13 protein-coding genes are annotated in these 22,079 nt (G+C 49.4%); 3 read left to right on the top strand and 10 right to left on the bottom strand.

Annotation, left to right across the window (positions count from 1 at the left end; genetic code table 11):
• Positions 1-68 precede the first annotated feature (68 nt).
• Positions 69-4,820, top strand: coding sequence for an Ig-like domain-containing protein (locus ACWIP2_RS07205; RefSeq protein ID WP_448519240.1), 4,752 nt, complete (start codon positions 69-71; stop codon positions 4,818-4,820).
• A gap of 57 nt (positions 4,821-4,877) precedes the next feature.
• Here ACWIP2_RS07205 and ACWIP2_RS07200 read toward each other — a convergent pair whose 3' ends face one another.
• Together ACWIP2_RS07200 and ACWIP2_RS07195 are read right to left on the bottom strand one after the other, a co-directional pair.
• Positions 4,878-7,148: a penicillin-binding protein 1A gene (locus ACWIP2_RS07200; protein WP_448519239.1), complete on the bottom strand. Its 2,271-nt coding sequence runs from the start codon at positions 7,146-7,148 to the stop codon at positions 4,878-4,880.
• Between the two features lie 50 nt (positions 7,149-7,198).
• On the bottom strand, positions 7,199-8,596 hold the full coding sequence (locus tag ACWIP2_RS07195) for an MBL fold metallo-hydrolase RNA specificity domain-containing protein (protein WP_448519238.1): 1,398 nt from the start codon (positions 8,594-8,596) through the stop codon (positions 7,199-7,201).
• Positions 8,597-8,686: 90 nt separating this feature from the next.
• Between ACWIP2_RS07195 and ACWIP2_RS07190 the strand changes: the two genes are divergently transcribed.
• Entirely contained in the window at positions 8,687-9,082 is a 396-nt protein-coding gene (locus ACWIP2_RS07190; protein ID WP_448519237.1) for a hypothetical protein, read from the top strand.
• Here the strand turns inward: ACWIP2_RS07190 and ACWIP2_RS07185 are convergent.
• A complete protein-coding gene (locus ACWIP2_RS07185; RefSeq protein ID WP_448519236.1) occupies positions 9,079-11,508 on the bottom strand; it encodes a penicillin-binding protein 1A in 2,430 nt (809 codons plus the stop codon). The two genes, ACWIP2_RS07190 and ACWIP2_RS07185, sit on opposite strands and share 4 nt — an antisense overlap.
• Positions 11,509-11,640: 132 nt before the next feature.
• Here ACWIP2_RS07185 and ACWIP2_RS07180 point away from each other — a divergent pair, with 132 nt between their 5' ends.
• Positions 11,641-13,236, top strand: coding sequence for an N-acyl-D-amino-acid deacylase family protein (locus ACWIP2_RS07180; protein ID WP_448519235.1), 1,596 nt, complete (start codon positions 11,641-11,643; stop codon positions 13,234-13,236).
• A gap of 19 nt (positions 13,237-13,255) precedes the next feature.
• Here ACWIP2_RS07180 and ACWIP2_RS07175 read toward each other — a convergent pair whose 3' ends face one another.
• The 7 genes from ACWIP2_RS07175 to ACWIP2_RS07145 all read right to left on the bottom strand — a co-directional run.
• Positions 13,256-13,726, bottom strand: a complete 471-nt coding sequence (locus ACWIP2_RS07175) for a hypothetical protein (RefSeq protein WP_448519234.1) — start codon at positions 13,724-13,726, stop codon at positions 13,256-13,258.
• Positions 13,727-13,838: 112 nt separating this feature from the next.
• A complete protein-coding gene (locus tag ACWIP2_RS07170) occupies positions 13,839-15,725 on the bottom strand; it encodes an ABC-F family ATP-binding cassette domain-containing protein (protein ID WP_448519233.1) in 1,887 nt (628 codons plus the stop codon).
• Positions 15,726-15,832: 107 nt separating this feature from the next.
• Positions 15,833-16,255 carry a 6-pyruvoyl trahydropterin synthase family protein gene (locus ACWIP2_RS07165; RefSeq protein ID WP_448519232.1) on the bottom strand — a complete coding sequence of 141 codons (423 nt, stop codon included), beginning with the start codon at positions 16,253-16,255 and terminating at the stop codon, positions 15,833-15,835.
• Between the two features lie 57 nt (positions 16,256-16,312).
• A complete protein-coding gene (locus ACWIP2_RS07160; RefSeq protein WP_448519231.1) occupies positions 16,313-19,126 on the bottom strand; it encodes an OmpA family protein in 2,814 nt (937 codons plus the stop codon).
• Between the two features lie 105 nt (positions 19,127-19,231).
• Positions 19,232-19,426 carry a hypothetical protein gene (locus tag ACWIP2_RS07155; protein ID WP_448519230.1) on the bottom strand — a complete coding sequence of 65 codons (195 nt, stop codon included), beginning with the start codon at positions 19,424-19,426 and terminating at the stop codon, positions 19,232-19,234.
• Positions 19,427-19,475: 49 nt separating this feature from the next.
• On the bottom strand, positions 19,476-21,476 hold the full coding sequence (locus ACWIP2_RS07150; protein WP_448519229.1) for an OmpA family protein: 2,001 nt from the start codon (positions 21,474-21,476) through the stop codon (positions 19,476-19,478).
• 31 nt (positions 21,477-21,507) lie between these two features.
• The coding region (locus tag ACWIP2_RS07145) for a PorP/SprF family type IX secretion system membrane protein (protein ID WP_448519228.1) at positions 21,508-22,079 on the bottom strand (572 nt) is incomplete at its 5' end.

Here is a 22,079-nt window from a genome sequence, read left to right as displayed (position 1 = left end):
ATTTGCTATGTTTATCGTTAAATAAAGCAAGTATATCGCTGCAACCCTAATAAAGCACAATCTGATTTATGCAACACTTTCGATGCGTATTGTCGTTGTTGGCAATACTTGTAGCACTTAGCTACAATCCTTCCCGTTGCTACGGGGACAACGATGGTAAAAATTTGCCGAAAGGTTTATTTCGCTGTAGCTTAGTCGTCAGCAGCGCCGCAGATACAGGCCCCAATACCCTCCGCGAGGCGATAGCCTGTGCCACCTCAGGGCAGACGATCACCTTTGCGCCAAGTCTTGCAAATCAAACCATTACGCTTGCCTCCACTTTAGAAATTCCCGTAGGAAAAAACCTAACCATTGACGGAGGGGCAGCTGCTAACCTGACCATAAGCGGCAACAACGCGGTGCGTGTATTTTTGCTGCGCTCCACTTCGGTCAATCCGACTTCGCTCACCTTGCGCAACCTGCGGATTATCAACGGTTTTCATACTGAGTTTGGCGCAGGCATACGCTCGGAACATCAGGGCATTATGACTATTGAAAACTGCATCTTCGAAAATAACAACGCGCACAGAGGTGGCAGCGCTGTTTTCAGTCATTTTGAAGGACGCGCTACTATCCGCAACTGTCGGTTTGAAAATAATGTATCTATTGCCTTAAACGACGAACGCGGCTCGACAGTCATGCTCTGGGGGCCACATGCGCACACGATACGTAACTGTGAATTCATCAACAATCGAGGAATCAACGGTGCAGGGATCAACGGACTCAATGCCGGGCTGCTTATAGAAGATTGTAACTTCACAGATAACAATACGACTGCTGCTTTCTATGACACAGGCAAGCCCAATCCCTTTTTGCGTGGCTTTGGGGCGGCTATTTATACCGATCGCGCCAGCCCTGCCACACCCACAACGCTTTTGGGAAGCATTGTTATCCGCCGCTGCCGCTTTGAAGGCAACCGTGCCAGAGGCGAAGGCGGGGCTTGCTACCTTTATACCGATGCGAGTGATGATGTACTCATAGAAGACTGCTATTTCAACGACAATGAGGTCAGCGCGCTCACAGGCGGCGGTTCAGGCGGTTCAGGCGGCGCAATCCAGCACATGAACAATGAAAGAAATCGCGGCTTTGTACTGCGCAACACTACCTTTTCCAACAACAGAGCAGGGGTTGTGGCAGGTGCTGTACGTATAGACTGGGCAGATACGGAAATTACTAACTGTACGTTTTTCAACAATCGCGCCCTGCTGACCACAACAGCGGCAGGGGGAACAGCTGCTAATGGTGGTGCGCTTGCCTTCTTCAATGTGGGTAGCTCTACGGTTACTATTACCAACTGTACCTTTGCCAACAACTACGCCGGCTGGGTAGGTGGCGCCATTGCAGGACCCGCTTCAGTCAGAATTAGAAACAATATCTTCTTTCAAAATACCGCAGGCAATGGCGGAAACACTTGGAACATACGACAACAAGCAAGCGAGCATTTTACGGATTTGGGTGGTAACATTCAGTTCCCTGATAAGGCAAACAACGACCCGAACAATCGGAATGTAAGTACCACAGTAACCATCGCTAACCCTTTGCTCAATGCCTTAGCCAATAACGGAGGCTTTGCCCCTACGATGAGCCTGCAAGCGGGCAGCCCTGCCATTAATGCAGGGGTAATAAGTGGCGCACCTACTACCGACCAAACAGGCGCAGCCCGTTCGGGCAATCCTGACGCAGGAGCGGTAGAATTTGGAGGTTTGCCTCTGCCGCCTGCACTGCCCGCATCTATCGTAACGAGCGGCGCGCCAATGTTCAACTGTGGGATGAGTGAAGCTGCCATTGCAGCCACAGGTGCAGCCCGCCTCACCATTGCAGGCTCTACCTACTACATCGGCACAAGGCAGGTAACTTCCATCAACCAAAACCCTATCATGGCAAAGTTTACTGGAGGAGTATTGGACTGGTGCCGCGAAGACTACGAAACCACAGGTGCTGACGGACGCGGCTATGGACTTTTTTGGTCAGGCACAGATTTGTATGCCGTATTTTCTACGGATGGAACGCAAGGTACGATTGCTGAAGATTTTCGCCGATTTACAGGCAGTGGCTGGCTCAAAACTTATACCGATGCCTCTCCCGGAGGGGGTGGCGGTCCCAAAGTTGCCGTTATTCTCAAAATTGATAGGGCAACCGGTGAGGGCATTGCAGGGCAAGGAACTTTCATTACCGCCCGTACAAGTACTGATCGTACCAATTCTTTACAAGTCAGAGATATTACGGTGAACAGTAGCGGCAATTTAGTTGTGCGTGCCGACTCTTGGTTTTCGCCGCGCCGCACCGACCGAACCGCCATGACGCAAACAGGCACAGGAAATTCGCCATTTGACTATACGCTCATTCTGACTCCCAATCTGACAACGGCTGTCTGTGCATCGGCAGTCGGCTGGGACAATGGCACAGGGGTAGATTGCAGCGGAACAGTTACAATAGCGCCTGCTCCTGAAATACAGGTACTTACAGGTACAACCAATATTCCCAACAACACGGGCAATGTCAACTTTGGCAATACACTTCGAGGTACGCCCATCAGCCGAACTTTCACAATACGCAATATAGGGACAGCTGACCTGACGATCGGTACGCTGGCAGCGCTGCCCATCGGCTTTGAGTTAGTTGGTGCTTTTCCTACAGGAACACTCTCGGCAGGCAATAGCGCAACTTTTGAAATAAAACTCGCTGCAACCGCATTAGGCTCATTTAGCGGCAGCATTTCATTCGCCAACAATGACAGCGACGAAAACCCTTTCAATTTTACAATCAGGGGCAACGTAAACGCACCTAGTCCTACGCCTCCCGTTGCAGGAGGTGGCGCTGTTAGCCCCGCGCCAATAGTTGCTGTTTCACAACCCATCGCGACCTTCAGCTATAACGCAGGCAGCAGCCCTGTACTTAGCTGGCAAATCAGACAGGGAACGCCTTCGGGTTTCCGCATCGAGCGAAGAGTGGCAGGCAGTAACCAGCCCTTCCGCAGCATCGCCAATTTGCCCGGTACAGACCGAAGCTACACCGACGGGCAAACAGATCCCGCTACTTTGTACGAGTATCGGATTGTTGCGATGGCAGCCGGGCAACCCGATGTTGTATCGGCTACCATTCAGATTCCAACGCCGCCAACCGCACCGCAGCGCATAGCTGACCTCATCTTATGCGGCGCAGGCGAGGTGCAGATACAGTTGCCTGCCCAAGGAAACCGCATCAGTTTCCGATGGTATAGAGTAGCTAATGGCGGAACAGCGTTTCAAACCAATCGAAGCGGCGAGGTGGCCGTAGTACGCGCCGATACAACAACAACTTTCTTTCTGGCAACAGTTTTTCAAAATCTTGAAAGCCCCCGAACAGCTATTACAGTTACAGTATTGCCAAGACCGCGTGCTGTTATCAGTACGACCGAACGCATTTTTTGCGGAGCGGGTTTGCTACGCACCGAAGCCGAACCTGAAACCACTTATGAATGGCAACGCGATGCGGTAGCAGTAGGCGAAGGTACGGAACTTAACGTTACGCAAAGCGGCATATATCGCCTGATCGCCCGTAGGAATGGTTGTAGTGTTACATCCGCCCCTGTAGCAGTAACAGTTCATCCTATCCCTGTGGCTGAGTTTATTGACGAGCAGCCGCTGCTGTTTTGCGGGCGCGGCACTGTTACAGCCCGCTTTGTCCCTAATGCTGTTTATCAATGGCATAACGAGCAAGGTGAGTTAATTGGCAGCGGTCAGGTACTAACTGTCGAGCGTTCGGGCAGCTACCGTCTGACAGTCATTGCCAACAACTGCCGCAGCAATACTGCCCAAATTGATCTTACCGTACAACCGATACCTGCCCGACCTACTATTATACAGAGTGGCGATATTTGCGAAGGCGGCAGTATTCGCCTTGCCGCACCTGAAATAGCAAATGCAGACTATGAATGGCGCGGGCCTAATGGTTTCACAGCGCGCACATCGGCGATAGATATTCCCTATAACCTCAATATGCAGGGACGTTATAGCCTGACTATCAGTACCAATGGATGCCGTTCGGAAAGCGCCTCAACCGATGTTCGCTTTGCAGAACCTATTCGCTATCGCATCGTACGGATACAAGCACCAACCTGTCGGGAAAATGCAGACGGATTTTTTCAGATTGAAAGTCTGTCGCAGCAATCCCTGTTCTACAGCTTGAACGGCACCGACTGGACACAACATTTTCACTTTGGCGCACTGGCGGCAGGCAGCTATCAGGTACAAATTCGCAGCGCAGAAGGCTGTCGCAAAACTGCAACTGTTGTTGTGCCGCAAGCTCCGGCAGCGATTGCGCAAATTACAGCCAACCAAACCACAATTAACCAATTTGAGCAAGCGCAACTCCAAGCAACAGGCGGCATCAGCTACGAGTGGTCGCCTGCGATTGGCCTAAGTGCTACCAATATAGCTAACCCAATCGCCAAGCCCACACAGACGACCACCTATACTGTCCGCATCCGCACTGCTAAAGGTTGTGAGGCAAGCGCATCCATTACTATTGTGGTAGAACCCATAGACATCACTATCCGACCGAAGCAGCAAGTCATCTCACCCAACGGCGACGGCATTAACGACACCTGGGTAGTAGAGCATTTGGACAAATACGAAGGGCATCTGCTGCGAGTCATGGACAGGTGGGGACGCACTGTATTCGAAACAAGCCAATACCGCAACGATTGGAATGCCGAAGGACTTCCCGACGGTGTTTATTACTATCGCCTCGAAGTGCGCAATATGCCTGTCATCTCAGGCGCAATTACCGTTGTGCGCTGATTAGGTATAAAAGGCATTGCTACGTGATAATCAACTTTCCAGACAAATACCTGTAGCCTAAAAATCATTCAGCGGATTACCTGATGGCAGCACATAGGAAGCAGAATCGAGCCTGTTTAGGCGTGCTTTTGAGCAATCTAATTCTACATTCAGGTTAGCAGGCTTGGGAAACTCGCCTTTCGTGTTGTAAGGCTCTAATCGCGGATCAGCAAAAACCTTGTCCATGTACAAGCCAAAGACAGGCATGGCCATGCGCGAACCTTGTCCGAAATCGCCGGTGCGGAAGTGGATACTGCGCTCGTCTCCACCTACCCAAACGCCGGTAACTAAGTCTTTGGTCATGCCTACGAACCAGCCATCGGAGTAGTTTTGCGTAGTACCTGTTTTGCAGGCGATCTGCGTCCCTTGCCGGAACTTGTAGCGATACAGACCAAGCCCCGTACCGTTGCGCTCTTCGGTTGCCCCGCGCAGCATATAAGTCATAATGTAGGCATTTTCCTCGCTGAAGACTTCGCGCTTTTTCGGGATAAATCGGTGCAGCACCTTGCCGTTTTTATCGGTGATGTGTGTTATGTAGGTAGGTTCTATCCACGTTCCCTTATTGACAAAAGTAGCATACGCACCTGTCAGGTCGAAGACAGAAACATCGCCGCCTGCGCCCAGCGAGAGGGATGGCACTTCCTCCAGCGGTGTAGTAATACCCAATAGGCGGGCGTACTTAATAACTTCCGAAGGTTTGACGCGACGCATGAGAAAGGCTGCCGTTGTATTAATAGATTGCGCCAGCGCCTGCCGCAAGGTGTAGGTATTACCTGTGTATGCACCAAAGTTCTTGGCAGTCCATGTCTGTCCGCTTTCCAGTACGAAGGTTTGCGGCGCATCTACTACTTCCGTACACGGGGAGTAGCCCTGCTCGGTGATGGCGGTGGCATAAACGATGGGCTTGAAAGCCGATCCGGGCTGGCGTGCGCCCTGCCGCACGTGGTCGTAGTTAAAAAACTTCTGGTTAATGCCGCCTACCCATGCTTTGATGTGCCCTGTGTGCGGATCCATACTCATCATACCCGCATGCAGGAACTTTTTGAAATATTTGATTGAGTCAATGGGACTCATTACTGTATCTATCTCGTTATTTTTGGCAGTCCAACTGAATACCCTCATGCGCACAGGCTTGTTCAGTTCGCGATAGATCGAAATGGTATCATCGCCATACATGTTTTTCAGTACGCGGTAATGCTCGGTGCGGCGGATTGCCCGCTCTACGAAGCCGGGCAGCTCGCGAAAGTTTTCATCTACCCAAGGGTTTCTGCCTTTCCAATGTGCAAAAAACTTGCTTTGCAAGTCCTTCATATGCTCGGCTACCGCCTCTTCGGCATAGCGTTGCATACGCGAGTCTATCGTTGTATAAATCTTCAAACCATCGGAAAACAGGTCGTAGCCGTTTTTAGCGCACCACGCCAGCAGATCTTTGCGTATTTCCATACGGAAGTAGGTTGCCAAGCCGGCCGTATGATCGTCTGGTTGTAGGTTTTCTACTTTGATAGGTTCGCGCTTGTAGCGCTCGGCATCGCGCTCGCTAATGAAACCGTATTTTTCCATTTGACTAATAACCGTATTGCGGCGTAGCATCGAGCGATCGGGATTGCGCACCGGATTATAGCGCGTTGGCGCTTTGAGCATACCTACCAAAACGGCTGCCTGCGGCACAGTAAGGCTATCAGGAGTGGTATTGAAGTAGGTTCGCGCTGCTACTTTTACGCCAAAGGCATTATTGCCCAATTCTACCTCGTTGAGGTACATCGTAACAATTTCGCGCTTGGTGTAAGAACGCTCTAACTGAATAGCAAGAATCCACTCTTTGGTTTTGGCAATGATTGTACCAAGCATTGGCATATCGCTAAGAGAGCCTCGCAGGTTCTGTCGCGTGCTGAACAGGTTTTTTGCCAACTGTTGGGTAATGGTACTACCGCCGCGTGGCTTGCCGCGCAGCAAATCGAATACTATGGCAAAAGTTCCTTGAAAATCTATGCCCGAATGATCCTCGAAGCGAATATCTTCAGTAGCATACAGGGCATTGAGCAGATTGGGGGAAAGTTCTTCATAACGGACAGGGGTGCGGTTTTGTCGGAAGTACTTGCCCAAAAGCACACCATCGGCAGACCACAACTCGGAAGCAACCTCAGACTTGGGATTTTCCAATTTAGTCAGGTCGGGCATCCCCCCAAAAAGCCCGCCCCAGTCGTTGCTGACAGCTAATACCCACGTAATAATGAAAAGAAATCCAGCTACAACGAGCGTCCAGCCCAGACGTATGATTTGCAGATACATCAGATCTTAGAAAATAAAACACGACAAAGGTAAGAAAAAGGCACGTAGAACTAAATTCCATCGAAAAGCACAAAACTTTCGAGGTATTCAGGCACGATTACGTTATGCCATTTCAGCTCCTCGATGAGCGTCTTTTGCAAGGCTTCGGCAGCCGGCTTTTCGCCGTGTGTAATAAAGGTCATCTTGGGTGAGTCTTCAAAATTGCGCAGCCAGTTGATCAGTGCAGCATGGTCGGCATGTGCAGAAAAGTAAGGCAGTTCGCGGATACGGCACTTGACAGGCACATATTCGCCAAATATTTTCACCTCGGTTTCCCCTTCCAGCAGTCGCCAGCCGCGTGTGCCTTCTGCCTGATAGCCTACAAAAAGTACAGTATCCTGCGGACGACGCAGACGGTTGTACAAGTGATGCAAAATGCGCCCGCCTGTTGCCATGCCGCTTGCCGAAATAATTACTGCACCGGAGCGCACTTCGTTGATATTTTTGGAATTTGCAATCTCGCTGCAATAGTGCAGCGAGGGAAAGTGAAAAAGTTCATCTGCATCGTAGTGCCTCGAATGATTGTCGAGCGAGAGATGCTTAGCATATAGCCGCGTAGCTTCTATGGCCATTGGGCTGTCCACGTACACAGGGAAAGGTTTTAACCGCCGTTTGTCAAACAATTGCTTCAGGTAGTACAATAGGTTTTGCGTGCGTCCAAGTGCGAAAGCAGGGATCAGCAGGCAGCCATCTTCGGCAAAAGCACTTTCTATTTCCTGCGCAAGGGCTTCTAAAACATCTACTTTGGGCATGGTACGTCCGCCGTAGGTAGATTCTACAATCAGACAGTCCGCCGCTTGCTGTGCCGTAGGCGGATTGAGCAAGGGATCGTGGCTACTGCCCAGATCACCGGAAAATACTATTTTCTTAGACTGGTGATTGCCTGTAACGGTGAGCGTGAGCGAGGCTGCGCCGACAATATGCCCCGCATCCTCGTAGCGCAGACTGATCTGCTCATGGAAGGAATGGTCGGTTCGGATAGGAACAGGTACAATCAGCGGCAGCACCTCTTCTACATCTTTGAAGTTATAGAGCGGCATAGGCGTACTATGCTTGGAATAGCCTTTTCGCGCTGCATAAGCTGCCTCTTCCTCTTGCAATTTGGCGGCATCTTTCAGCATCATCGGGAGCAGATCGGCTGTTGCTTCGGTACAGTAAATCGGCCCGCGAAAGCTCTGTTTGTACAAACGAGGCAGATAGCCAATGTGATCTATATGCGCATGGGTAAGCAAAATAGCATTAATTGTATAAGGCTCGATGGGGAATAACTCCCAGTTGCGCAGCCGTAGCTCCTTCAATCCCTGAAATAAGCCACAATCAACCATCAAACGAAACTTACCTATATCAAGAATATACTTAGAACCCGTAACGGTTTGGGCTGCACCGAGGCACTTAAAAAGTATTTGCATAGTCAGCAGTTGTTAAAGATAATTGCAATATACAGGGTTTAAAGTTTTCTACAGAGATTTGCATCAGTTACTCAACCAACCTAAACTTCTATGCTTGATCAGACACTTTATTGGACTATTACTGCCAATAGCAATGACTTGCTACTGATTAGATGGAAAGATACAGCTTCGAATATGCCCGAACAGGAATTCAAGCAGCATCTCCTGCGGCTAGTAGAGCTTTTGCGCACATCAGGAATAAAAAAGTTTTTGGTAGATGCATCATTGGGACACTTTATCATGCTCCCCCACATACAAGAATGGCACGACTGTACAATAGTACCACAATACGAAGCGATGGGTGTTAAGAAGATTGCTTTTGTGTACCCCAAAGACGTTGTGGAAGCAATGTCTTTAGACCAAACCTTCGACGAACAACGGGCAAAGTCGCTATATACGCGCTTCTTTGGCAGCATAGACAAAGCATTAGACTGGATCGGGCGCTAATTGCCTGCTGCATTGAGCAGGAGTTGCACTTGCCTGAGCGAGTCGGCTATGCGCACACTGTCAGGTTTGGGCTTGATCGGTGTAGGGCAGAAGTAGGGCTTCGTTATCCGCAGTTTTAATTCCTTTTCGGTTGGGAAACGCCCTTTGGAAACACCCATATCAACGGTATCGTTGTAAACTTTTTCCATGAAAGTGCCAAAAATCGGCAATGCCGTTTTAGATCCTTCGCCCAGTTCGGAGGTTCGGAAGTGAATGCTTCTATCCTCGCCGCCTACCCAGACTCCTGCAACCAAATCTTTGGTAATACCAATGTACCATCCGTCGGCATAATTGGTAGATGTACCTGTTTTGCCGCCGATCTCGTTGCCCCACAAGCCGCGGTAGGAGTACAGCCTGCCCGAAGTTCCGCCCGGCTCCTGCATACTACCGCGCAGCATATACACCATCAGAAAAGCACTTTCGGGTGATAGTGCGCGCCTTCTTTTAGGGTTGAAACGTTGGATAATGCGTCCGTTTTTATCTTCAATGCGCGTAATGAACATTGGCTCAGTCCATACGCCACCGTTCAGAAATGTACCATAAGCGCCTACCATCTCGTAGAGGGATACGTCGCTTGTGCCAAGTCCGACAGAGGGAACAGTATCTAAGGGGCTTGTAATACCCATTTTTTGGGCATAATTAATCACTGCATGCCAGCCAATTTCTTTAATCACTTTGGCAGCGATTGTATTCAGCGATCGCCCGATGCCGTGCCGCAGCGAAACCGTATCGTAGCTGTACGTCCAGTCTGCATTTTTAGGCGCCCACAATTTCTTTTCGCCGTTTTCTACATAACTGATGGCAACAGGTCCGTCAATCATCTTAGAGCAAGGCGAGTAACCGAACGAATCAATCGCTGCCGCATAGATAAAAGGCTTGAAAGTTGAGCCGGGCTGCCTACGCGATTGCTTCACGTGATCGAATTTAAAATATTTGTAGTTAATACCTCCTACCCATGCACGGATATAGCCTGAATAAGGATCCATTGCCATCAGGCCGGCATGCAGAAAATGTTTGTAGTACTTGATAGAATCAACAGGACTCATTAGGGTATCAATTTCGCCGCGCCACGAGAAAACTGTCATGCGGCGCGGGGTATTAATCACCTTGTTAATTGCCGCAGTATCGCCTTTGAGCTTGATTACCAGCGCTTTGTACCATTTGGTAGCCTTTACTGCTTTTTCAATATAGTTGGGTATTTCCCTGCCACTGCGGTCGCGCCAAGGGTTCATACCTCGCCAGTGGTCGTAGAATTTTGCCTGCATTTCGCGCATCCGTTCTGCAACAGCTCGTTCTGCATGAAACTGCATCCGCGAGTCTATCGTAGTATAAATTTTCAAGCCATCTGCATACAAATCGTAACCATTTTCTTCACACCATTTTTTGAGGTAATTGTTCATCACGCCCCTGAAATAAGTTCCTGCACCTTCTTCGGCATTTTCTGTTGTAAACTTAACCCCCAAGGGTAGTTTTTGTGCTTTGGCAAAAACAGCACTGTCTATAAAGCCGTACTTTTCCATCTGCGCAAGTACCGTATTGCGGCGGCGAATACTGTTTTCGGGGCGCAAAATAGGGCTGTAATAGGTAGGAGCTTTCAACAAACCGATAAGTGTAGCTGCCTGTTGCAGGTTAATTTGCTTGGGCGTAGTGGCAAAAAAAGTTTTGGCGGCTGTTTTGATGCCATAAGCATTGCTGCCGAAATCTACTGTGTTGAGGTACATCGTCAGAATTTCCTCTTTGGAATAGGCTTTTTCCAGATTAACCGCCGTAATCCACTCTTTGGTCTTAATAACCAATGTCTTAATGCCGGGAATACGCCCCAGCAGCCCCTGCGTGCCGCCCTCGCGGGTTTTGAACAGATTTTTTGCCAACTGTTGCGAAATAGTACTACCTCCGCCACGCGAAGACCTGCCGCCATCTAAAATCGTATTGACAATTACCGATGCAATTGCTGTCAGGTCAATACCCGAATGCTCGTAGAAACGAATATCTTCCGTAGCAATCAGCGCATTGATCAGATACGGCGAAATTTCCTCATACCTGACCGGAGTACGGTTTTCCAAGTAATAACGCCCCAGCAACACATCGTCTTCGGTGTAAAGTTCGGACGCAGTGGGGATTTTAGGATTTTCTAACTGGGCAATGCTCGGCAGATCGCCAAATAGGTACAGCAAATTGTATTCTACCGATTTAAAATACAAAAGAAGCAACAGCAAAAAATAGATGAGCCCTTTCCAACTGCGGCGCGACCACCGTTGCCACGTAGTTTCGTCGGGCTTTCCACGCAGCGGCCAAAAATTAAATAAGCTATCAATCTTTGTGCGAGCAAACCAATTCCGCAGCCTGTGGTAAGTTGCTGTATAAGTCTCAAACCAAGGTGTCTTCACTTTGCAAAAAGCGCTTATACTTGCAATTTTACTCAAAAGTGGTCAAGAATTTACCTCGCGCCCAATAGCAACCGATAAAATTGCTATCTTTAGCACTGCTAATGATTACTTGCAGTTTAAAGACTAACAACGATGCAACTATGTTCACTTACATTTTTTCTGTTTGTGCTACTAACTGCTGTTTCAGCTACCGCGCAACAGTATGATCTGCTGATCCGCAACGGGCGGATTGCAGACGGTACAGGCAATCCCTGGTACGAGGCAGATATTGCTATTAAAGACGGAAAAATTGTTGCTGTTGGGCGGCTGACAGACGCACAGGCTATCCAAACAATAGATGCACGCCGCAAGATCGTTGCCCCGGGCTTTATTGATGTACATACGCACATAGAAGGCAGTATTCAGGAATTGCCACAGGCAGAAAATTTTATTTACGATGGGGTTACGACCCTGATTACGGGCAACTGCGGCGGTTCTTTCCTCGATCTAAAAAAGTTTTTTTACGAATTGGACAGTATTGGTATTTCGCCCAACGTAGGTACGCTGGCAGGGCATAACACAATTCGCCGGGCTGTGATGCGACTTTCGCGCCGCGACCCCACCATCGAAGAGCAAGCAAAAATGGAAGCTATCATGGAGCAAATGATGCGCGACGGTGCGTTGGGGCTATCATCGGGACTGATCTACATTCCCGGCACTTATTCCAAAACAAAGGAGATCGTTGGTTTGGCGAAAGTAGCTGCCCGCTACGGTGGGGTGTACGCTACCCATATGCGCAATGAAGCCGACTCGGTGCTTGCTGCCATCCACGAAACGCTGGAGATTGGCAGGCAAAGCGGTATCCCGATGCAGATCTCGCATTTCAAAGCCTCTGGGCATAATAACTGGGGGCGCAGCAGCGAAATGCTCGCCGCTATCGAGCGCGCCCGCGCTGAAGGATTGGACGTAAACCTAGACCAATACCCCTACCCTGCCAGTAGCACTAATCTGGGCGTTTTATTTCCTGCTTGGGCGCTTGCAGACGGCGACTCTGCTATCCATGCACGCCTGACCGACCCGAAAACACGTGCACAAATAGCCACAGAAATCTCTAAAAATATGGCATGGCGCAGCAACTCGGGGCGCATGGACTATGCCTTCGTAGCTCGCTATCGCCCCGACAGCACCTATCAGGGATTGAATATCAGCCAGATCACCGCCAAAAGGCTCGGCAAAACAAAAACAAAGCTGAGCGATGAAATAGAAACCATCATGGAAATGCTGCTCAAAGGCGGTGCACAAATGATCTACCACAGCATGAGCGAAGAGGATGTCAAACGCATCATGGCTAGTCCTCTGACAATGATTGCTTCCGATGCGGGTATTTACCAGTTTGGCAGGGACGTACCGCACCCACGCGGCTACGGCAGCAATGCTCGCGTACTTGGGGTATATGTACGCGAAAAGAAAATCCTGACGCTGGAGGAAGCCATCCGCAAAATGACTTCGATGCCTGCTCAGCGCTTCGGGCTAACTAACCGCGGACTGCTGCGGGAAGGCTATCAGGCAGATATAGTCATTTTTGACCCAGTAACGATCCGCGACCGCGCTACTTTCGAAAAGCCTCATGCCTATGCAGAAGGTATCAGCTATGTGATTGTCAATGGCAGTATTGTGGTAGCCGAAGGACGGCACACCGGCGTCAGATCAGGCATGCTTATTCGTGGCAGGGGATGGCAAGGGCAATGACAATAAAATGCCACATTGCTCAGTGCCATAGCGACTGTTGGTGTTCTGTAATCAGCGCAAGCGCGGTTTGTAAATCAGGCGCAGATTTTACCGAAAAAGGTGCAAATGCTGTAAAACTGCGTTCCAAATAGTTGGCGATCCAGCGCTTGGCATTGGTATGATCTGCTTCCCGAAGACCGATCATTAAAAATTCTTTGGTAGGAAAACTTTTACTCAGTTGCGGCAAAAGATATGTTATCAACCAGTTTCTGTCTTGAAAGGAAGATCCGTAGCTACGCATTTGACTAACCACACAAGCATTCGCTTGCAAGCGCTTGAGCGCCTCGTAGGCAGTTGTATAAACGCCCTGATACTGGCTATGAGAAAAAGAGCCAAGCATTTCTACAAAAACTGTACGAAAACGAGGCAAATACAGCACTCTACCATAAGACTCGCTAAGAATCGGCTCAACAATTTCCCCGATTGGAAGATTCAACGACGGGCCCTGCATAAAAATTTACCTTTCTAGCTTTTTAATTTCCAACGCAGTAAAATAGCGCATTTATCAGAAAATTCCTAACAATGCACTTTCGTATTTGCCACAAAAGGCTCTTCGGCTGCGTTTAAGCCATCTCTGCCAGCTCCAACCAACGCATCATCTTCTCGTCTATCCATGCGGCAATTTCCTGCAAGCGCTTTCCCCAACGAGCAAAGTCTTCAGACGAACCATTGCCCGCGCTAAGTCGAGTTTCAAGTTCTATTTTTTCTTGTTCCAATGCAGCAATTTCACTTTCCAGCCTGTCATATTCCTGCTTTTCTTTGAAACTTAGGCGGCGTTTTTCGCTGGCGGATTTGTTGGTGGCAGCTGCAACAGGATTAGCTGCTGCTGTTTTAGCTGCTTTTTCTTGTAAAAATGCTTTTTCAGCCTGTTCCTCAGCCAGTTGGTTGCGGTAGTCGGTGTAGTTGCCCGGAAAATCGCGGATAGTGCCGTTGCCTTCAAATACAAACAGATGCTCAACCAATCGGTCTAAAAAGTAGCGATCGTGAGAAACAATCAACAGACAGCCTCCAAAATTTGCCAAAAAGTCTTCTAAAATATTGAGCGTCAGGATGTCAAAATCGTTGGTAGGTTCATCCAGAATCAGGAAGTTGGGGTTTTTCATCAGCACGTGCAGCAGTTGCAGGCGGCGTTTTTCTCCGCCGCTCAGCCGCGAAACAGGCGTGTACTGCGCCGAAGGCGGAAAGCGGAACAGCGTCAGCAACTGCGATGCGGTAATGGTTTCGCCCGTACCCGTAGTAATGACCTCCGCAACGGCTTTCACCGAATCAATAATGCGCAAATCGGATGGCGCGATTAGTTCCTGTTGCGTGTAGTAACCGATAATGGTATTTTGCCCCATGTCCACCGTTCCGCGATCGGGCATCAGTTCGCCGGTGAGTAGTTTGAGGAAGGTAGTTTTTCCTATGCCGTTTTGCCCGACAATACCGATGCGGTCGCTGCGCAGGAAGGTATAGCTGAAGTCTTTGAGGATGATTTTATCGCCAAAGGCTTTGTCTATGCGCTTAACCTCAATAATTTTTTTGCCTTGCCGCACCATTCCTGCGTTGATTTCCAGTTTCTTTTCAGGGGCTTTTCCGGCGGCGCGCTCTTTGAGTTCGTCAAAGGCATCTACGCGAAATTTAGCTTTAGTCGTGCGGGCTTTGGGCTGTCGGCGAATCCACTCCAGCTCGGTGCGCATCAGGTTGCGGGCTTTGTCCACCGCTGCGGCTTCTATTTGCATCCGTTCTTCTTTTTTCTCCAAAAAGTAGCCGTAGTTGCCCGCATAGCGATATACTTTTCCACCGTCTAATTCCAATACCACATTGGCGACGCGGTCTAAGAAATAGCGGTCGTGGGTAACGAGCAGGATCGTGCGGTTGGCTGTTGCCAGCACACCCTCCAGCCACTCAATCGTATCCAGATCTAAGTGGTTGGTAGGTTCGTCAAGCACCATCAGGTCGGCTTCGGAAATGAGCAACTGCGCCAGCGCCAGCCGCTTGCGCTGCCCACCTGAAAGTTGTGCAACGGGTTGCTCCATGTCGTGCAGTCCCAGTTTGCCCAGAATTTCCTTGACTTTGTATTCCAGTTCCCATGCGCCGGGCGTTTCCATGCCTTCTAAAGCTTTTTGCAGGGCTGCGTCGTCGCCTTTGGTCATTGCCCGTTCGTAGGCTTGCACGGCAGCCAGCGCAGGATGGTCGGACTTAAAAACAGCCTGCCAAACAGTCGCCTGCTCATCAAAAATGGGGTTTTGGGTCAGATAGCCCATGCGCACATCCTTTCGGACTGATACCGTGCCTTCGTCGGGCGAAATCAAACCTGCCAGTATGTTCATCAGCGTAGTTTTTCCAGAGCCATTGATGCCTACCAAAGCCACTTTCTCGCCTTGCGAAAGCCCAAAAGTCAGGTTGCGGAACAGCCAGCGCTCGCCGTCAAAGGTTTTGCCGATGTTATCAGCCGAAATAATGTTCATAGATGCGCGATTTTATTTAAGCAATCAAGCAAATTAAAAATGTATCGTACCCTTTAGGGTGCGCCTTACTTGATTCTCACACGCTAAAGCGTATGTTACATGTATAGTTACTCTTCGCCCATGTACTCGACAAAGTTCTGATGGGTTTCGTAGAGCGTAAGTTTGTATAAATCAGCGTTAGGCGCTTTTTCCTTGATTTTCGGGGCTAAAATTTTCCAGATTTCCTGAATCAGGATTTCACAACTTGTCAGTTTGCCCTGCATGAAATCCACGTCTAAATTGAGGTTTTTGTGGTCTAATTTGTCCACAACCTCGCGCTTGATAATGGTGCTTAGCGCTTTAAGATCCATTACAAAGCCTGTATCGGGGTCGGGTTTGCCTTTAATCGTAACAATGAGTTCAAAATTATGTCCGTGCCAGTTGGCATTGGCGCAAGGGCCGAAAACTTCCGCGTTTTTTTCGGGCGACCAGTTCGGATTATATAATCTATGCGCGGCATTAAAATGCTCTTTGCGGCAGATGTACACCATTTCCCTACCTCGTTTGAATTTTGCACCGCAAAGTTAGCTTTTATCCCGCAACCTGCCCTAATAGAGGACAAGTTCTATGCGCTCATTTTCCATCCGACCTTTGGCATCGTTGGCAGTGATAGGTGCGAGCGCGCCTACTCCACGTGCCTCCAGACGACTTTCCGCAACATTGAATTTGTCTATCAGACGCCGCGCAACCGCTTTGGCGCGTTGATCGGAAAGCAGCAAATCAGCTTCTATGCTCCTGCCTTTGGCGGTGTGTGCCACAATGACGATTTTTAAATTCGGCTGCTCGGTCAGCAGGCGGGCAATGAGCGCCAGAGAGGCATCGCTATCGGCGGTCAGTACCGCGCTATTTCCACTTTCAAACAAAATATCTTGCAGCACCACTTTACCTTGCATAGTCAAGTTGCGAAACATGCGTTTGGTCGCCGTTTCTATGTTGGCTGTAGATTTGCCGCTGGTCATATCTTTTTCTATCACAATCAACTCGTAGCCGTTGCCGAAAGAGCCTACCTGCACCCAATAGTAAGCGCGGCCGTTGTAAAATTCTAACGTCGCGGTTTCGCCGTCGTCGCGGATGGCTCTGCCGCCGTAGGATTGGGCGAGATTGACATAGTGGCTTACAACTTGGTTATCTGGCATAGGGGAAGCGTTGGGATCTGCCCATGTATAGCCAATCTGGTATTTGTAACCTGTCTGTCCGGGCGCAAGGTTGTAGTCGCCTTCGTTATAGGCTGTAATCAGATAGCCGGGCAGTCGTTTCATGAGGCGAAAGTCGCCGCTGCCTGCTACATCGGCTGTAGGATAGGTGCGCGGCGCGACAGTTTCGGGTGTAATGCCCAGTTCGCTGATTTGTTCAACTGCCGAAGGGGAAAGAACGCCCGCGCCTGCCAAAGCACCCTGCGCAATGCGTCCGCCGCTGCGTGGCTGCTCTACTGTATAAGGCTTGTTTTGCGCCAGCGGCCGGCTGTAATCGCGGTTGAGGTCTTTTTCTACAATAATGAGTTCATAGCTTCTGCCGAATGAACCCACTTGTACCCAGCGGTAGATGCCGTTTTGGGTATATTCCAGCGTAGCCGTTGAACCATCGTCTCGGATAACGCGCCCTTTGTACTGCGCGACCAGATTTTTGTAGTAGCCAATAATATCTTCGTCGGCGGGCGGCGCACTTGCTTCGTTGCTCCAGCTGTAGTTGATCTGATACTTCACGCCGCTGAGTTTGTAGCCCATGTAGAAATCTTCTTCGCGGAAGTTGCTGATCACGTAACCATCGCGGCGCGGCAACTCTTCGTAATCGCGAGCATTGCTCATGTCTGCCTGCGGAACAGGTACCGGACGGGCATTTGCCAGTATTTCGCGCTGTTCGCGGGAAAGTGTGCTGCCCTGTGGATTGTCAGCGCCCGTAGTCGTGCGGATTTGTATGCCCGACTTGTCCTCCCTTACTTCGTAAGGCTTGTTTTGCGCCAGTGGCCGGCTGTAATCGCGGTTGAGGTCTTTTTCTACAACCACCAGCTCGTAATTAAAACCAAAAGAGCCGATTTGCACCCAGCGATAGACGTTGTTTTCAGTAAATTCCAGCGTAGCAGTCGCGCCGTCGTTGCGAATGATTTTACCGCCCAGCGCTCTGACTTTGTCAATATAATATGCCACAACATCCTCATCAGCAGGGGGGGCGATGCGCGGATTTTCCCAAAGGTAGTTAATCTGGTATTTTACGCCGCTGAGTTTGTAACCCATGTAAAAGTCTTCCAACTTGTAATCGCTAATGATATAGCCTTTGAAACGACCCAATGCGTCATAGTCCTGCGCCCCTGTCATGTCTTGCGAAATGACAGGGGCTGTTGTTTGTGGGGACACAAACAATGGCGTAGTAGTAATAACGGTTTCAGTTTTAGGCTGCTCCTTGCGCGGCTCAACAGCTGCCAATTCTTTCTTCGGCTGCACGGATGCGGGCTGTTCTTTAGGTTGCGTTTTTTGTTCGGCAGGTCGGGTTTTTACAATTTCGGTTTTAGCGGGCGCATTCTCCACTATGCGCTGCTTTTCAGCAGGCACGGGCTGCACCACCTCGTAAGGCTGCGATTTTTGCGCATACTGCGTTTTGCCTGTCAGGTCTTTTTCCACTACAATTAACTCATAGGCATTGCCAAACGAGCCTACTTGCACCCAGCGGTAAATCTGGTCTTTGGTAAATTCCAGCGTAGCAGTCGCGCCGTCGTTGCGAATGATTTTACCGCCATAACCGCGCACTTTGGCAATGTAATGCTGCACTACTTTTTCATCCTTCATCGGGGTTTCGCCCGATTCAACATCAAATTTGTAATTGATTTGATACTTGTAACCTGAAACCTGACCGTTGGAGAAAAAGTTCTCTTCGTTGTACGAGCCGATGTAATAGTTAGGAAGTCGCGGCAACAGCGGATAGTCTTTGCTGCCTTCAGCATCTTGGGGAACATCCTCAGCCAAGGCGTTTAACTTAGGCGTATCTTTCTCAATGCCAATGAGTTCGTAAGAGCCTATTCGCGTTTCTGTTATTTGCAGCCAAGTATCTTTTCCGTTTTCGGTATATTCAAAAATCTGCTGATTGGGCAGGCGTTTTTGGGCTTTGCCGCCTTTGGCGCTCACGAGTTGCAGGTAATAATCCAAAATAGCGACAAAGGCAGGAGGATTGTCGCCTTTGAAGTTGTATTTGATGTGAATTTTTTCGCCGCGTTTATCTCCCTGCACCATGAAAGGGGTTTGCTGGGCATAGACAGCCTCAAAGCCTGCCAGAGGAGGGAAAGGCTCAATGTCTTTACTTCCCTGCGCCCACGCTGTTGCTGCGATAAAAAATGCCGAGATAATGCCTGCAAATATTTTCCATCTATTCATAGACGGCTGTCGGTTAATCGTTTTACAATTCGTTTTTAGAACGCTGATTTTTCAGGGTGCGTGTTTGCTTATTTTCGATAATTATTCCACACCCTGAAGGGTATGTTACATATTGTTCGCTGCCGTCCTTAATCCGTTGTTCGTGTCCACACAAACAACATCTATGTACGCATGTGTATCAAAGTAGCTCGTGCAGACACGAGCTACGGCAATAGCACACCCTGAAGAGTATGCTACTAATCCGTTGTTCGTGTCCGCACGAACAACATCTATGTACGCATGTGTATCAAAGTAGCTCATGCGGACACGAGCTATGGCAATAGCACACCCTGAAGGGTATGCTACTTGCTTAGTACGACAAGATAATAATTTCCGTGCGGCGATTCAACTGATGTTCTTCTTCGCTGCAATCTGAATAATCAGGGCAGTCCATCACCAATTTATTTTCGCCAAACGAGTTAACAATCAGGCGGGCAGGGTCAATGCCACGCATCACCAGATAGTTATAGGCCGAACGCGAACGCCGCTGCGCCAAACGAATGTTATACAGGTTGTCTGCACGCGTATCTGTATGTGATGAAAGCTCTACTTTCAGCGAGGGATACTCGTTCATCAGTACAATCAGCTTATCTAATTCACGCGCCGCATCAGGGCGGATGTTGAACTTGTCAAAGTCGTAGTAGATGTTTTTCACCTCAATCACCTTTACGTTCGGATCGCCTTTGTAGCGGTAGCGCGGGCGACCTGTGGACTCAGACACAGGTGTTGAACCATCGCCGCCTTTGGCTAATACGGGCGTGGTTAGTTCTAAGGGAATGTAAATAGTATCGCTTACGTCTAAACCTTTCAGCAAGCAAGCAGCCAATACCGAGTCGGAAATGGTGGCGTAGCCATCGTTGAAACCTTCTTTGACAACGCGCAACTTGTAGTTCGCCTGAAAACGCGGCTTGAATGTGAAGAGTGTATCATTGAGCGCTTGTATGCGGGTGTTTACGCCTGTCTCTTCTTCTATCGCCTCTACTTTTGCCTGTGTGATGATTTCCTTAGTGCGGGCGTTAATGGCTACGATGATGAATTTGCAACGCTTCACGGTAAATCGGTAGATGTCGTCATCGCCTTTGCCACCCTCGCGGTTGGAGGTGAAATAGCCTTCGTCCAAATCTTCGCTGTAAATCAGGGCGAAATCGTCCTGACTGCTGTTGATGGGTGCGCCCATGTTGCGCGGGGCAATGTATTTGCCGTTTTTGCTACGCGCCACGAAAATATCTAAACCGCCCAGCCCCGGATGCCCGTTGGAGGCAAAGTACAAATCGCCGTTTTCGTCAATGAAAGGAAACATTTCATTGCCTTTGGTATTGATTTCCGCACCCAGATTTTGCGGCTTGCTCCATCGCCCATTTCGGAATACGGACATGTAAATATCCGTTCCTCCATAGCCACCGGGCATATCGGAAACGAAATAAAGCGTTTGACCGTCGGCGCTCAGGGCGGGGTGTCCGGTAGAGTATTCGTTGCTGTTGTAAGGGAATTCGGTAATGTTTGTCCACTCTTCGGAATCATCGGTTTTGGTATTGGCAAAGTACAATTTCAGCTTGTTGGTTTTATCCTTGCTGGTCCGGTACTTGCCGTTGTTGTAGTTATTGCGCGTAAAAATGATGGAGTCGTAGGAGCGATAAAAAGTTACGGGGCCTTCGTGGTAGCGCGAGTTGATGCTCTTGCGTAAACGGTTGGCGCTGTTGCCGCCACTTTCCGCCACGTACAAATCCAGATACGGGGTTTTGTTCCACTGGAAAGTATGCTTCACGGGCGTTGCCCCAGTCGGGGTGCGGTTGGAGCTGAAAATAATGCCATTGCGGAAAAACATCGGGCTGAAATCTGCCTGTGGTGAGTTAAATCCGACGGTATCTACCACATAGCGGGCGGAATCCTGAAAGAATCGGCGCATAACCGAATCGGCATAGGCGCGGGCAAACTTATCGCCGCGCGGGTCATTTTTAGCTGCTGCGGAGTAGGCTGCAAACCACTGCCGCGCCTCGCTGTATTTGCCATTCATTGCAAGTGCCTGCGCGTAGTAGAGCAGGTTGATGGGCTGTGCCTTCGCATTTTGCACCACTTTGGCGTACCACTCTTCAGCCTTTTTGCTGTTATTGACTTTGCGGTAGCTGTGCGCCAGCTTTTCAATTGCCTCAAAATTATTGGGATTGGATGCTACGATGTCTTCAAACATCATAATCGCATCGGCATAGTGAAACTGTTCGTATTTGCTGTTGGCTAATTTCATGCGCACTGTTTGCGCATGTGCCAACGCGGGCAAGGTCAGCAACAGAAGTAAGGTAATGACGTAACGCATAAGCGATTGCGATTGGTGATTGACGATTAGTTTAGAAGTAGCGCGGTGTGATAATGCGCGATTTGCCAAAACCAAACTCATAGCGAATCATGATTTCGTGCGTGCCTGAGGTGTATTTGCCCAGTGGGGTGAGCGTATAGTCATAGGCATAGCCCACAGAAAGTTGCGGCGTTACCTGAAACTCAAACAGCGCATCAATGGAATCAAACGAACGATAAGAAAGCCCGACGGCAAACATGTCGTATAGCCACAAATTGGCATTTAAATCTAGCTCCAGCGGCGCACCGTCCACGTATTTCAACAGGAACGAAGGTTTCAGTTTCAAACCTTTGTTCAAGTCAAACACATAGCCCGAAGTGAAGAAGGCATGGCGAAATTGACGGGCGCGGTTGCTGCCAATGAATGCCACGTTAGTCTGTCCGTTCAAATTGTTGGTCAGGATATTGGGGATAGACAAGCCCGCATAGAAGCGGTCGGTGCGGTAATAAGCTCCCGCTCCGAAGTTGGGCAGCCAGCGATTCACCACCGAAGAAAACGAGGGGTCAAATACCTCAGGCGAAAAGTTGTGAATCACTGAAGTAAAATCGGCGCGGTATTGCATCG

Source organism: Rhodoflexus sp. (assembly GCF_053489755.1).
Note: the sequence above shows the minus strand (reverse complement) of the source record. Positions and strands in the feature narration are given on the sequence as shown.